The organism is Clostridium sp. CTA-7, assembly GCF_054768095.1.
The window spans coordinates 240847-254772 of record NZ_BAAAAV010000001.1; the positions used below are offsets into that span (position 1 = coordinate 240847).

Here is a 13926-nt window from a genome sequence, read left to right on the forward strand (position 1 = left end):
GGTAATCAAAGCGTGATATTATAAATATACAAAATATTGTACATTAAATGAGAATTAGACAGGAAGTGATATATTGGACTTGCAAAGTACGCTTATGCAAAAGCTTGGAATAGCAATTAATTCCTTAGCAGTTGAGTTTTTATCTTTAAATGAAGGTGACAGAATTAAGACTATTGCAGAGCTTTCTGAGAATTACTACACCGCAAGAGGCACAATACAATCTGCTTTAAAGTTTTTAAAAGAGCATGGTGCATTAACTTTAGAATCTAGAGGACATTTAGGAACTTTTATAAAGGAGATAAATTATATAAAGCTTTTAGAACTTACAGGAATTAAATCTTTAGTTGGGGTTATGCCATTACCTTATTCTAAAAGGTATGAAGGACTAGCAACTGGACTTTGTAAGTGTTTAAATGGCTCAGGTATAAATACAAATCTTGCTTTTATGAGAGGATCTAACCATAGATTAAAAGCTTTGGAAGATGGCAGATATGATTTTGCAGTAACTTCTAGACTAACTGCTGATTATTATTTAGAAAATAATAAGGAAATTCAAATAGTTAAAACATTTGGAGATTTTAGTTATGTTAATGAACATATAATAGTTGTTTCTAAAGATTTTAATGGTGAATTCAAAAAAGGTACAAGAGTTGGAATAGATAATTCTTCTATAGATCAGTTTATGTTAAGTAAAATATATTTTGAAGAAATAGAAGTAGAATATGTTCCATTAAACTATAGTCAGTTTATCACAGCAATAAAAGAAAATAAAATAGATGCTGCAATTTGGAATTTAGATGATATTGAGGATAGGAAAGATGACATAAAATTTATTCCTATAAACAGAGAAAATAAAAACATAAAAGATACAGAAGCAGTAATTATTGCAAATAAGAAAAATTCAATTGTTCCAGCACTATTTTCTAGGGTGTTAAATGTAGATGATGTGAAGGAATATCAAAGACTTGTTATGGAAAAGAAGATAATGCCTCAATACTAGGGGTATTACTAATATCAAAATACAAAAAAACGTATATTGGAGGTTTGGAGATGGAATTAACATTAAGATTAAATATACTAAGAGACTCAGGACAATTATCACAACAAAATTATGACAAGGTTCTAAAGGTAATAGACCATTTTAAAGAAAAAATGGATATAACACTTTTAGAAGAGAATGCATCTATGTTTATAACTCATTTATGTTCAGCATTAACAAGAATTGAAGAAGATAAATTAGTTAATAAATTAGATGAAGTTGTAGCAGAATCTTTAAAAGAAGATAAAAATTATGATAAGGCATATTTAGTAACAAAAGATTTAGAAGAAATTTTAGGAAAAATTCCAGACTCAGAGTTTGATTTTATAATAATGCATGTTTGTACATTGCTATAATTAATCTAAGTAAACAAAGAAGAGTGGGACAAGTAAATAGATATAGGACAAATATATAAGAAAATAAACAAATGAATAGATAAATAACAATATGGAAAAGTAGATAATGTAAATAAACATATAAAGATATAGATAGGTAGTAAGTAAATAAAAAAATTAGAATAATATAAAGAAATTTTTAAAATTAGGGAGGAATATAAAAATGAAAAGAATAGTAATAGGTGGACAAATAGACAAGCAAAGAGTAGCAGATATAACAGCAAAAATAGCAGGTGACAAAGCAAGTATTGAAATTAAAAGTGATATAGAAGCAGCAATGGCAATAAAAACAGGAGCAGCAGATTTTTATTTAGGAGCATGTAACACTGGTGGCGGTGGAGCACTTGCAATGGCAATAGCATTACTTGGAATGGGTCAATGTGCAACAGTATCAATGCCAGGAAATATTAAAAGCGAAGCAGAAATAAAAGCAGAAGTAGAAGCAGGGAAAAAAGCGTACGGATTTACAGCACAACATGCAGAAGAAGTTATACCAGTAATTCTTAAATATCTATTATAAAATATTTATCAACTCAAATATTTAGATATGAAAGTTAGCTTTTGTTGAATAAAGTGAGCAAATAGTCATAAAAACACAAATAGAAAATTTAATTAGTTATATATTTTATTTATATATATTATATTAAAAAATTTTTGGGAGGTATTATTTATGCAATATTTAGTTGTAGCACTTTTAGGTGCTTTAGCAGCAATACTAGCAAATGCAGGTATAGCAGTTTTCAATGATGGTTTTAGAGCTATAGTCCCAGAATACTTAGAAGGTAGAATGGACAAAAAAGCTTTAGCAGCAACATCTTTTGCAATAAGCTTTGGATTAGTTATTGGTTTTGGTATTCCAGTATCAATAGCGGCATCTATAATCTTAATTCACAGTATATTATTAGGTACTGATATTATTGGTTCATTCTGTCCAAGTGGCAAAAAGGGACTAGTTATATCTGGAATAGTTGGAGCTCTTTATGGAGTGGGTATAGTTTATGGATTACAATTTGTTGTTGATTTATTCGCAAAGCTACCAGTTAATTTCTTAGATTCATTAAAACTAGTTGGTACTCCAATTACAGTTGCATTTGCAGTATTCCCAGCATTAGTTGTTTCATATCAATTTGGCATAAAGAAAGGATTCCTTACAGGAATAGTTGCTTTAATAGTAAGACAAATAACTGCAATATATGGAACTTTCACTATAAATGGTGGTGCAGCTAAGATTAAATTAGACCAAGAAGGTATGGCATTACTTGCTGGTATGATAATAATGATTGCCTTTGCAATGAAGGAAAAACCAGATCCAAATGCACCAAAGATTGATTTAGCAGCACTTTTTGAAGAAAGAGTTAAAAAAATCAAAAAGAACTTACCTTTATTAGCTTTAATGGGTGGATTAGTATCAGCAGCAACTAGTTTAAGCCTAGTAGCTGGAGACCCTATTAGTTTAAATCTTTTAGCAGAAGGAAAAACAACTGAAGCTGCAATGACAGCATTTGCAAGAGGTATAGGATTTATACCACTAGTTGCAACTACTGCAATTTCCACTGGAGTATATGCACCAGCAGGTATGACATTTGTATTCGTTACTGGATTCTTAATAGGAAACCCAATACTAGCATTTGTTGCAGGGGCAGCAGTAATGACTTTAGAAATTTTATTCTTAGATGTTATGGCTAAGATGATGGACAAGTTCCCAGGAGTTAGAAAGTGCGGAGATAACATAAGAACAGCTATGAGTAAAGTACTAGAAGTTGCTTTATTAGTAGGTGGTGCGATGGCAGCTCAAGCAATGGCACCAGGACTTGGATTATTCGTAGTAGTTGGACTTTATGTATTAAATAAAACTTCAAAGAAGCCAATAGTAGATATGGCTGTTGGTCCAGTAGGAGCAATTACAGTAGGAATTTTAATTAACATATTAAACTTAGTTGGATTATATGTAGTTCCTAAATAAGAATTAAATAAAAATTAGATAAATTTTACTTAATTAAATAGAGAGGTAGCATAATAACTTGCTACCTCACTTTTAAAATAAGCATAACTTATTCAATAACTAAAATGTTATAGAAGTACATATACTCCAATATATAATTTCCTTCCTTCAGCTTTGAAGTTCACCTATGTAATTTTTCGATGACTTGGAGCGAAGGGACGGAATAAGTAAAATTACATAGGTAAACTTTTTTATAAGGAGATATTTATATGAATAAAGAAATAATTTATTGTCATGAACATATTACTATAGATTTATCAGGTGTAAAAAAAGATGCAGATTGTTTTTTAAATAATAAAAGACAAACAATAGAAGAGTTTAAAGATTTAAAGGCTAAAGGAGTTTCTACCATTATAGATGTTACTAATAGAGGAATGGGAAGAAGTACTGAATATGTTAGTGAAGTTATTAAAGAAACTGGTATAAATATTCTTCAAGCAACAGGATACTATAAGGAACCATTTCTTCCAGAAGAGGTTTATAACATAAGCGAAAAAGAAATGGCAAAGCTTTTAGTAGATGAAATAGTTAATGGGATAGATGGGACACAGGTTAAAGCAGCTGTTATAGGAGAAATAGGAACTAGCTTAAATAAAATAGAGGAAATGGAAAAGAAAGTTTTTGAAGCTTCATGTAGAGCACACTCTGAAACAGGAGCACCGATAATAACACATACAACACTTGGAAAATTGGGATTAGAGCAAATTGAAATATTTAAAGAGTTTAACGTTGATTTATCTAAAGTTACATTAAGCCATATAGATTTAAGTGGTGATTTAGAATATATGTTTAGATTAGTTGACACAGGAGTAAATATAGCATTTGATACAATTGGAAAAAATAATTATCAGCCAGATGAAAAGAGAGTAGAGTGGTTAAAAGCTCTTTGTGAAAAAGGATATAGCAATCAAATAGTTATGTCTATGGATATTACAAGAAAATCTCACTTTAAAGGAAATGGTGGACTTGGTTATAGTTATTTAATAGATAACTTTTTACCAAGATTATATGAAAATGAAATTTCTAACAAACATATAGAAAATATGTTAGTTAATAATATAAAAAATATATATAACCTTAAGTAGGAGGAAAATCTATGAGAACATACCCATTACACTCAATAAGTTTAGATGAAGCAAAGAAATTACAATTTAAAATAATAGATACAATAACAAAGAATTTTGATGGACAAGAAATATTATCCCTAGGGGACTTAGGTGTTGTTAAGGGATTAAATAAACCAACTTATACTAAAAAAGTAGAAATGGTTTTTGCAGAAGTATTTGATGCAGAAGCAGCAATATTTGTTAGAGGAGCAGGAACTGGAGCTATAAGATGGGGATTAATTAGCTTTATGAACAGTGGAGATACTATTTTAGTTCATGATGCACCAATATATCCTACTTCAAAAGTTACTATTGAGACTATGGGGCTTAAGGTTATCAAAGCTAACTTTAATGATTTAAATGATGTAAAAGATGTTATCTTAAAAAATCCAGAAATAAAAGGTGCATTAGTTCAAAATACAAGACAAAAAATAGATGATTCTTATGATTTAGAAGAAGTCATAACTACTATAAAAGAAGCTAATTTTAACATAAAAATAATTACTGATGATAACTATGCTGCTTTAAAAGTAAAGAAGATAGGTAACCAATGTGGAGCTGATCTTGGAAGTTTTTCTTGCTTTAAGATATTAGGACCTGAAGGTGTTGGTGTTTTAGTAGGAAAGAAGGATCTTATAGATAAGGTTTATTCATTAAATTATTCAGGGGGAAGCCAAGTGCAAGGCCATGAAGCAATGGAAGCTTTAAGAGGGCTTGTATATGCACCAGTTTCATTAGCAATTCAATCAGAAGTTAATGAAGAACTTGTAACTAGATTAAAAAGTGGAGAAATCCCAGGAATAAAGGATGCTTTTCTTGCTAATGCTCAATCAAAAGTATTATTAGTTGAATTAAAGGAGAATATAGCAGAAGAAGTTTTAGAATTAACAACTAAATATGGAGCAGCATCACATCCAGTAGGCTCAGAATCAAAATATGAATTTGTTCCAATGATGTATAGAGTTTCTGGAACCTTTAGAGCAGCTGATCCTACTTTAGAAAAGAGAATGATAAGAGTAAATCCAATGAGAAGTGGAGCAGATACAATAATAAGAATATTAAAAAATGCAATTGATGACGTTAGAAAAGAAGCTAAGTAAGGGGGAGTAAAGATGTTTCTTGAAAAAACCATAGAAAGAAATAGAGAATTAGTTCAAGCTGCATTTAAGCTCCATAAAGAAGGGTTAATTATTCCTGACACTTATGTTATTGACTTAGATACATTATTAGAAAATGCTAAAAAAATGAAAGCTGAAGCAGATAAGTATGGTATAAAGCTTTATTTCATGACAAAGCAAATAGGCAGAAATCCTTTTATTGCAAAAGAGTTTATGAAACTTGGATATGATGGAGCAGTAGTAGTAGACTTTAAAGAAGCAGAAGTTATGATTGATAATGGAATTAAGATAGGTCACGTAGGACACTTAGTTCAAATTCCAAAGGCTTTAATAGAAAAGGTAGTTAAATCTAAACCAGATTATATTACTGTTTATTCAGTTAAAAAAGCTAAAGAAATTAATGAAGCCTGTGAAAAGCTTGGATTAAAGCAAAATATAATGCTTAGAGTTTTAGGAGAAAATGATAACTTATATTCAGGTCAATATGGAGGATTTAAGTTAGAAGAACTTAAAATAATTGGAGAAGAATTAGTAAAGCTTAAGAATTTAAACTTAGCAGGAGTAGCTTCATTTCCATGTTTCTTATTTGATGAAGAAAGTAATAAGATTAAAAGAACGAATAACATAGATACAATTAAAAAGGCTAAAGATATTTTAGAAGAGACATTTAATGTGAAAATAGAACAATTAAACATGCCATCAGCTACTTGCGTTAGTTCTATAAAGAGCATATACGAAGAAGGTGGAACTCATGGAGAACCAGGTCATGGTTTAACTGGTACTACTCCATATCATAAGTTTAATGATGGAGTGGAGCTTCCAGCTATGGTTTATGTAAGTGAAGTATCACATAACTTAGGAGATAGATCTTATTGTTATGGTGGAGGTCATTATAGAAGATCTCACATGGAAAATGCTTTAGTTGGTGAAGATATAGATAATTCAAAAATGATTAAAGTTATTCCACCAACAGATGAAAGTATAGATTACCATTTTGAACTATCAGAAAACTGTAAAGTATCAGATACTGTAGTTATGGCTTTCAGAACTCAAATATTTGTAACAAGAAGTAATGTAGCTTTAGTTAAAGGAATTAAAGATGGGAATCCAGAAATAGTTGGGGTTTATGATTCGCAAGGAAGATTAATAGAAAATTAGCGAAGTTTTAAAACTCGCTATGCTAAAGAATTAAAATTCCTAAGGCAATATTTGCTACAGAAATAATGAAATTCTAAAAATTTGCAGGTAATTATGCAACTATCATATCAACAAAGGTGTCTAATAGATTCTAAGAATAATTATGTATTAGAAAGTTGTAGTGATATGATAAAAGGTTGTAGTGGTATGATAAATTTAAAATAAAAAATAGTTAAAAGAAATGGATGCTGAGGATGGGATAGTACTACAACCTTGTGCTGAAGTTTCTTTTAATTATATTCAAAAATTAGAGTGTGTTAGAGGGAAATGTCTAACCAGTGAAATATTAAAATTAATATTTGACTAAATAAGAAGAGGAGGAAAATTAATATGGGAAAATTTGTTGTAATTGTACTCGATGGTTTTGGCATTGGAGAAATGGATGATGTTAAAGAAACAAGACCTCAAGATATAAATTCAAATACATGTCTTCATATATTAGAAAAAAGGAAAGATGTAGTTTTACCTAATCTAGAAAAGTTAGGTCTTATTAATATATTAGGAACAGAAATAAATGGAATGAAGGAAAATCCACATGCAACTTTTGGAAAGGGAAAATTAACTCACTTTGGAGCAGATACCTTCTTTGGGCATCAAGAAATAATGGGAACAAAACCAAAGATGCCTTTTAGAGAGCCTATTAAAAATAAAATAAAATCAATATATAATGCTATAAAAGAGGCTGGATATAAAGTTGAATATAAAGAGGGAAATAAGGAGAAGTATCTAGTTGTAGAAGATGCACTTACTGTTGCAGATAATATAGAATGTGATTTAGGTCAAGCTTTCAATATTACATCAGCATTAGATATAATACCATTTAGTAAGGTTTTAGAAATTGGACATATAGTTAGATCTATTGCAACAGTTCCAAGAGTTATAACCTTTGGAGGAAAGGGTATTACTTTAGAAGACATATTAAATGCAGAAGAAGAAAAAGACGGTGGATATATAGGAATAAATGCACCAAAATCAGGTGTTTATGATAATGGATATGAATGTATTCATTTAGGATATGGAGTTAATCCTAAAACTCAAGTTTCAACAATACTTTCTGAAGAAAATATACCAGTTTATTTACTAGGAAAAGTAGCAGATGTAGTTATAAATGAAAAGGGAACAAGTATCTCTATGGTAGATACAGAAAAGGTATTAAAAAGAACAATAGAAATAGCTAAAGAAGTAGAAGAAGGATTCATATGCTGTAATGTTCAAGAAACTGACCTTTCAGGACATGCGGAAAATATTGATAGATATGCAGAAAAACTTCAAATATCAGATAAGCTTATAGGCGAGCTTATAGAAACAATAACTGGAGATGATATACTACTAGTAATGGCAGATCACGGAAATGATCCAACAATAGGGCATAGTAAGCATACAAGAGAGATGGTTCCAATTATGATATATGGAGAAAATATTAAAGAAGGAACAGTTGGAGTAAGAGCAACACTTTCAGATGTAGGAGCAACAGTTGCAGATTACTTTAAAGTAAAAGCACCGGAAAATGGAGCAAGTTTCTTAAATAAACTATTATAAAATTTGTACTTTAAGTAGTATAAACTTTTTAAAGAGACAAGGATAAATATTATATATAGGAAAATTAAATAATTCAATATAATGGAGAAATTAAAATGAAGAAAGTTAAGGTTAATAAAGGATTAATAAATTTAATTTGTTTTTATTTCTCCATTGCTTATTTTATAGAGGTGAAAAGTTATCTTTAATTAACAAGGAGGTTACCTAAATGATGGATTGTAAAACAAAATTATATAAGACTAAAATTCTAGCAGAACAAAATTTATATAAATCTGTTATTTCAATAAATAAAACCTTAGAAGAAGAAGAAAAACACAAAGAAAAAGAATATTTAACCTTTGGTGTTAAAAATACTGTGGATATACCTATAGAGGTAGTGGATAAATTAAGGAAAAATTCTAAATATTTATTCACTACTGTGGATAAGATGTCTCATATTGGTAGAAGTGTGGATACGGATTTAATTAATCCTTTAACTTATAGATGTATGACTGGCTCAAGTAGTGGAACCGCAGTAAATATTCTTAAAGGAATTAATGACTTTGGCATAGGAACAGATGGGGGAGGATCAGTCCTTGCTCCTGCCCTTAGCACTAATTTGTATTCTTTTATAGGTTCAGGAATAGGATTAGTTACAGGTAAAGAAGGCTTATCCACAGATAGTATATCTTTTACTGGAGGAATTGGGATAATTTCTAAAAATTTTCCTGTATTGAAGATGGTAGTAGAAGATATTATCCACAAGGAAATAAATTATAAACAAAAGAAAACGAGAGTATTAATACCAGCATATAATTGCTTAAAGTTACCAGATGGCATAGATATGAGGTTAGAAATAGATAGAACAATATCTAATATAAACAAAGAAGAATTTGAGTTTAAGGAATACTTTTTTGAGAATATTTATGAAAGAAGCATAGGAATAAAAGAAATTAAATATATTTTTGAAAATGACATAGCAGACATTATTTTAACCTATGAAGGACCAATAGATGTTTATGGCTATGATGAAACTATTCAAAGAAGCTTTAAAGGAAAAGCAGAAAAAGAAATTACTTCAAATGGTGGAAAAGCAATAGTAAAGGCAGCAAATATGTGTAAGTGTACAGCCTTAACAATCCCAGGAGATAAACTTGCTAGTGGCTTTGTAATATGTGCAAAAGAAGGAATGGATGGTTTAGTAAATGCATTTAATCTTGGAGAGCTTTTAGATAATAATATAGAAAAGAATGAGGTTTTTAATAGATACTTTATAGAAAGGGAGAAATTTATTGAGCCTATAAAGATAGATTAATAGTTAAATAATATAGATATCTTTTAATTAAAAACATGTTTCTTCTTTTATTTTTAATAAATTTGTTATATAATTTAGTTTAAGTAATTTTTTAGGAGAGTATTTTATATGAAAAAGAAATCTTTATATAAGTTTATACCGTTATTTATATTATTTGTTGCTATGTATATGATTCATAGATATATATTTATTTATGCCGATGATTTATACTATTCTAGAGATGCACAATATGGATTATCATATCTACCAGAATTTATGCTTAAACAACTTAATATTAATGGAAGAGTATGGGTGCATGTTTTACTTTCATTTTTGCTAAAGTATGACGTTTTATTATTTAGAATAGTAAATCCTATTATAATATCACTTACAGTATTATTAATAGCAAAAATATGTATACATGATAATGAAAAGAATAAGAATATATTTCCTGCTATTTTAGTGAGTTCAGTTTTATTTCTAGCTCTTCATACACCAATATCTAGTACAACAATTTATTATGCAGCATGTGCTTTAAATTATCTTTATCCTACATTGGTTGCAATATTATTTGGATATTTACTATTTAAATATTATTCAAATACAAATAATAATTCAAAAATTAGTTTACTTATAGTGATAGTAGCATTTTTTGCAGGGTCATCAACTCAACAAGCGGGAATGATTGCAATAGGATTTGCTGTATTAATTACTTTATATTTAATATTTGTAAAAAAATATAGGTTTAGATTAAATTACAGTATATATTTTATTTCACTATTTTTAGGTTATGGATTAGTAACATATGGTTCAATTAAGAGAATGTTATTTGAACAAAATAGTGGGGTAGTAATTAAAATTACGGACACTATTACAGAGATGTTAAAAAGTAATGTGTTTTCAAAGCCTGTTTCTATTTTTGTTTTATTAATATGTATAAGTTGTATAGTTTGGTTAATTAAATTTATTATAGAAGGAAGTAAAAGTAAGCTTCAAGGATATTTTAATATAATACTTGCAATTACTTTATGTATATCAAGTTTATGTTATATATATGTTGTAATTATTAAAGGGTTTAATGTGGTGATTTTTGATGCTACAAATGTAAGCTTAAAGGTTAGATTATTTTATCTAGGATTTACAGTCCTATATCTATTTTCAATTTTATATATAGGAACATTAATATTATTAAATAAAAATAACCCATTCATATTATCTTGTATAATAAATGCAATAGGAGCACAAGCTATGCTTTTAGTTGCAGATTCTAGATTTGCTGGTTCATATAAGATAGTATTTCCATCATTATTATTGATGTTTATATTTATATCATATACTTTCTCTGAATTGTATAATGGAAATAGCATAAAATTTAATAAAGTAGTATTTACAGTAGTATTATTACCTTTTATGATAATATCATTTAAAGTATATTATCAAAACTATAAAGGTTATAAAAATACATCAAAAGAAATAGTTTATAATTTAAATGCTATAAAAGAATATAATAAAAGTTCTGATAAAAGTATACTTACTTTAAAAAAGGTTCCGCCTAGCTTATATGGTTATAATCTTGGTAATTGGAATGATATGCCTTATTTTATGAAGCAGTGTTATAAAATAAATGAAAATACAATTATTAATTATATAGATTAAGATAAATAAAGAGGCTATCTAGTGATAGCCTCTTTATTTATCTTTTAAAGCAACTCTAACAATTAAGAAGTTAACTGGAATTGAAATGGAGTAAACAAAAATAGGAGCAATGCTCTTATTTATACCAATGTAGATAAATATATTAAGTAATATTATCTGAAGAAAATAATTAAATGTATGTGCAAAGATAAATTTTATACCTTTCTTAGCTGTAGTATTAGTTTTAAATGTAAAATATGTAGATGCAACATAGTTAAAACAGAAACTAATAATATAACCTAAAGTATATGCTATATTATATTGAAAACCAAGTTTCTCTAGAGCTATATAAATAGAGTAACTAATAACTGTAGCAACTACTCCTACTATAGCAAATCTAAAAAATTGTTTTATAAAATCATAATCTATTTTTTTCATTTTATAAGGCACTCCTATTATTTAATGTCTTTTATATTTGTTTTATCAGTTATATAATTTGGTCTATTTTTAACTTCCATATAAGTTCTTGATAGATATTCTCCAATTATACCTATTGAGATTAATTGAATACCACCTAAGAAAAGTATTATACATAATAGAGAAGCATATCCTGGTACATCTTTACCCAGGATCAATGTTCTTACTATTACATAGATAGCATAAATGAAGGTTCCAGATGAAATAAGAGAACCTAATATACTTGCCAATTTTAATGGAGCAACAGAAAAAGATACTATACCTTCAATTGCATAAGATAGTAGGCCAAAAAATGACCATGTAGTTTTTCCAGCAACTCTTTCAACATTATCTATTTCTAACCATTTTGTTTTAAATCCAACCCATTCAAAAATACCCTTTGTGAATCTATGATATTCACATAGCTCAAGAACTGAGTTAACCATTTTTCTATTCATTAATCTATAATCTGTGGCAGCCTCTGTTATGTGTACTTTAGATGTTTTATTTATTATTTTATAAAACATTCTTGCAAAGTAACTTCGAATTAAAGGCTCTCCTTTTCTATTTTTTCGTTTTGTAGCTACAGAATCATATCCATTTTCAATTCCATCAATCATTTCATATAAGAGTTGAGGTGGATGCTGCAAGTCAGCATCCATTATTACAACAAAATCACCAGTGCAATTTTTTAATCCAGATAACATAGCAGATTCTTTGCCGAAATTTCTAGAAAATGTTATATACTTAATTCTATTATCTATTTTAGATAGCTTATATATTTTCTCTATGGTATTATCTTTACTTCCATCATCAATAAAAATAATTTCAAAGTTATATTTTTTTATATTGTCTATAACTTTAGATAAATCTTCATAAAAAAGATTTAAACCTTCTTCTTCGTTATAGCATGGAACAATTATACTTATTAAATCATTATTTTTCATATTGTCTCCTTACTGATAAATTATTTATAGTTTTAGATATATAGTAATAAATTTTAATTATATCAGTTTAATAAATATATAAAATTCTTTTTAATTTTAATTTTATCATAAAGTCATAAAACTTTATACCCCTTATAATTTATAATAAAAATATAAATCATAAAAGAGATTAGAATAAATTTTATAATAATTTAACTATTTAATTGAAAATAAGAATTCATGAAGCTCTTTAGTAGTCCCCTCTATATCTATATTAGTGTGATACATATCTGTAAATCCAGCACTTATAATGTTGCCATCTGAAGGGAATCTTCCTTGTTCTATATTACTTAAACCCATTCCAAGTGCTTTATTTGAAATAGATATAATTTCAGAATTTGAAAGATTAGTTGTAACTAACGGTAAAATATTGTTAACAAGACCTGGCATTTCTGTTAAACTAATATCCTTAAATTTAACAAATAAAGCTTCGAGAACATCCCTTTGACGCTCAGTTCTTCTAAAGTCTCTTCCTTCTGTGTACCTTATTCTACAATAAGCAGAAGCTTGAGTACCATTTAAAAGTTGATTTCCAGCTGTAGTTATATGTTGAGTTTTAGTACCATTATTTTTATCAATTTGATCTATGTAATTATTAATATATTTTAACTCATCTTGAGTTAATTCCATTTCTACACCACCAAGAGAATCAATTATCTTAGGTAGTCTTTTTAAATCAACTTGTACAAATTTATCTATCTTTAAGTTAAAGTTATAATTTATAGTCTTTAATATTGAACTAGGACCACCATCTAAAATAGTATAGTTTAAGTTCATTTTACCACCATCAGGTAAATCTAAATAAATGTCTCTCATTAATGAACAAAGCTTTATTTTATTATTTTTAGTGTCTATAGCCAAAATCATGGTCGCATCAGCAGAACTTACATCATAAAATTCAGAATAGTCGCTTCCAAATAAAGCTATAGTTATAACATCATCAGCTTCTTTAGGGGCTTCCTTTCCTGTGTCAGTAACTTCTGATCTATCTACCTCAATTCTTGAAACCTTACTAGATAGATAGTGTGTATATACTATTCCTGAGCCTAACAAAAGCAAAATTACTATAGCAATCGTAATAAATACTTTCCTCTTTAATGTCATTTTTTTCATTTATAACCCTCCTCATATTTAGAACCTAGGGGTATTATATCAAAAATAAGGTAATATTGGGAATACA

General features: G+C 28.2%; 13 protein-coding genes. 10 read left to right on the forward strand and 3 right to left on the reverse strand.

Annotated features, from left to right (window positions below; genetic code table 11):
* Positions 1 to 73: 73 nt before the first annotated feature.
* From yhfZ to ACYUEX_RS01025, 10 genes are all read left to right on the forward strand, one after another.
* Complete coding sequence (yhfZ, locus tag ACYUEX_RS00980) at positions 74 to 1000, forward strand: GntR family transcriptional regulator YhfZ (protein WP_411169846.1); 927 nt, start codon at positions 74 to 76, stop codon at positions 998 to 1000.
* Between the two features lie 50 nt (positions 1001 to 1050).
* Complete coding sequence (locus tag ACYUEX_RS00985; protein ID WP_460286160.1) at positions 1051 to 1395, forward strand: PRD domain-containing protein; 345 nt, start codon at positions 1051 to 1053, stop codon at positions 1393 to 1395.
* Positions 1396 to 1597: 202 nt separating this feature from the next.
* Positions 1598 to 1954 (forward strand): DUF2620 domain-containing protein, encoded by a 357-nt coding sequence (locus ACYUEX_RS00990; RefSeq protein ID WP_097033665.1) that lies wholly within the window; start codon positions 1598 to 1600, stop codon positions 1952 to 1954.
* A 150-nt stretch (positions 1955 to 2104) separates the two neighbouring features.
* Positions 2105 to 3397, forward strand: a complete 1293-nt coding sequence (locus ACYUEX_RS00995; RefSeq protein ID WP_460286161.1) for a YhfT family protein — start codon at positions 2105 to 2107, stop codon at positions 3395 to 3397.
* A 248-nt stretch (positions 3398 to 3645) separates the two neighbouring features.
* Positions 3646 to 4521: a phosphotriesterase family protein gene (locus tag ACYUEX_RS01000; protein ID WP_460286162.1), complete on the forward strand. Its 876-nt coding sequence runs from the start codon at positions 3646 to 3648 to the stop codon at positions 4519 to 4521.
* An 11-nt stretch (positions 4522 to 4532) separates the two neighbouring features.
* Positions 4533 to 5642, forward strand: a complete 1110-nt coding sequence (locus ACYUEX_RS01005) for an aminotransferase class V-fold PLP-dependent enzyme (RefSeq protein WP_460286163.1) — start codon at positions 4533 to 4535, stop codon at positions 5640 to 5642.
* A gap of 12 nt (positions 5643 to 5654) precedes the next feature.
* Positions 5655 to 6818, forward strand: coding sequence for a YhfX family PLP-dependent enzyme (locus tag ACYUEX_RS01010; protein ID WP_460286164.1), 1164 nt, complete (start codon positions 5655 to 5657; stop codon positions 6816 to 6818).
* A 369-nt stretch (positions 6819 to 7187) separates the two neighbouring features.
* Positions 7188 to 8396 carry a phosphopentomutase gene (locus ACYUEX_RS01015; protein ID WP_460286165.1) on the forward strand — a complete coding sequence of 403 codons (1209 nt, stop codon included), beginning with the start codon at positions 7188 to 7190 and terminating at the stop codon, positions 8394 to 8396.
* A 208-nt stretch (positions 8397 to 8604) separates the two neighbouring features.
* On the forward strand, positions 8605 to 9690 hold the full coding sequence (locus ACYUEX_RS01020) for an amidase family protein (protein ID WP_460286166.1): 1086 nt from the start codon (positions 8605 to 8607) through the stop codon (positions 9688 to 9690).
* Positions 9691 to 9798: 108 nt separating this feature from the next.
* Positions 9799 to 11325 (forward strand): DUF6056 family protein, encoded by a 1527-nt coding sequence (locus tag ACYUEX_RS01025; RefSeq protein WP_460286167.1) that lies wholly within the window; start codon positions 9799 to 9801, stop codon positions 11323 to 11325.
* Between the two features lie 33 nt (positions 11326 to 11358).
* On the opposite strand, the gene ACYUEX_RS01030 is transcribed toward ACYUEX_RS01025, so the two are convergent.
* From ACYUEX_RS01030 to ACYUEX_RS01040, 3 genes are all read right to left on the reverse strand, one after another.
* Positions 11359 to 11742 (reverse strand): GtrA family protein, encoded by a 384-nt coding sequence (locus ACYUEX_RS01030; protein ID WP_460286168.1) that lies wholly within the window; start codon positions 11740 to 11742, stop codon positions 11359 to 11361.
* A gap of 17 nt (positions 11743 to 11759) precedes the next feature.
* Positions 11760 to 12707, reverse strand: a complete 948-nt coding sequence (locus tag ACYUEX_RS01035) for a glycosyltransferase family 2 protein (RefSeq protein WP_460286169.1) — start codon at positions 12705 to 12707, stop codon at positions 11760 to 11762.
* A 195-nt stretch (positions 12708 to 12902) separates the two neighbouring features.
* Positions 12903 to 13859, reverse strand: coding sequence for an LCP family glycopolymer transferase (locus ACYUEX_RS01040; protein ID WP_460286170.1), 957 nt, complete (start codon positions 13857 to 13859; stop codon positions 12903 to 12905).
* Positions 13860 to 13926 lie beyond the last annotated feature (67 nt).

Excerpts from the sequence above, each read along its gene's own strand:
- ACYUEX_RS01040 (WP_460286170.1), bottom strand. The coding sequence starts at position 13,859 with ATGAAAAAAATGACATTAAAGAGGAAAGTATTTATTACGATTGCTATA.
- ACYUEX_RS01030 (WP_460286168.1), bottom strand. The coding sequence starts at position 11,742 with ATGAAAAAAATAGATTATGATTTTATAAAACAATTTTTTAGATTTGCT.
- ACYUEX_RS01025 (WP_460286167.1), top strand. The coding sequence starts at position 9,799 with ATGAAAAAGAAATCTTTATATAAGTTTATACCGTTATTTATATTATTT.
- ACYUEX_RS01035 (WP_460286169.1), bottom strand. The coding sequence starts at position 12,707 with ATGAAAAATAATGATTTAATAAGTATAATTGTTCCATGCTATAACGAA.
- ACYUEX_RS00995 (WP_460286161.1), top strand. The coding sequence starts at position 2,105 with ATGCAATATTTAGTTGTAGCACTTTTAGGTGCTTTAGCAGCAATACTA.
- ACYUEX_RS00990 (WP_097033665.1), top strand. The coding sequence starts at position 1,598 with ATGAAAAGAATAGTAATAGGTGGACAAATAGACAAGCAAAGAGTAGCA.
- ACYUEX_RS00985 (WP_460286160.1), top strand. The coding sequence starts at position 1,051 with ATGGAATTAACATTAAGATTAAATATACTAAGAGACTCAGGACAATTA.
- ACYUEX_RS01015 (WP_460286165.1), top strand. The coding sequence starts at position 7,188 with ATGGGAAAATTTGTTGTAATTGTACTCGATGGTTTTGGCATTGGAGAA.
- ACYUEX_RS01020 (WP_460286166.1), top strand. The coding sequence starts at position 8,605 with ATGATGGATTGTAAAACAAAATTATATAAGACTAAAATTCTAGCAGAA.
- ACYUEX_RS01010 (WP_460286164.1), top strand. The coding sequence starts at position 5,655 with ATGTTTCTTGAAAAAACCATAGAAAGAAATAGAGAATTAGTTCAAGCT.
- ACYUEX_RS01005 (WP_460286163.1), top strand. The coding sequence starts at position 4,533 with ATGAGAACATACCCATTACACTCAATAAGTTTAGATGAAGCAAAGAAA.
- ACYUEX_RS01000 (WP_460286162.1), top strand. The coding sequence starts at position 3,646 with ATGAATAAAGAAATAATTTATTGTCATGAACATATTACTATAGATTTA.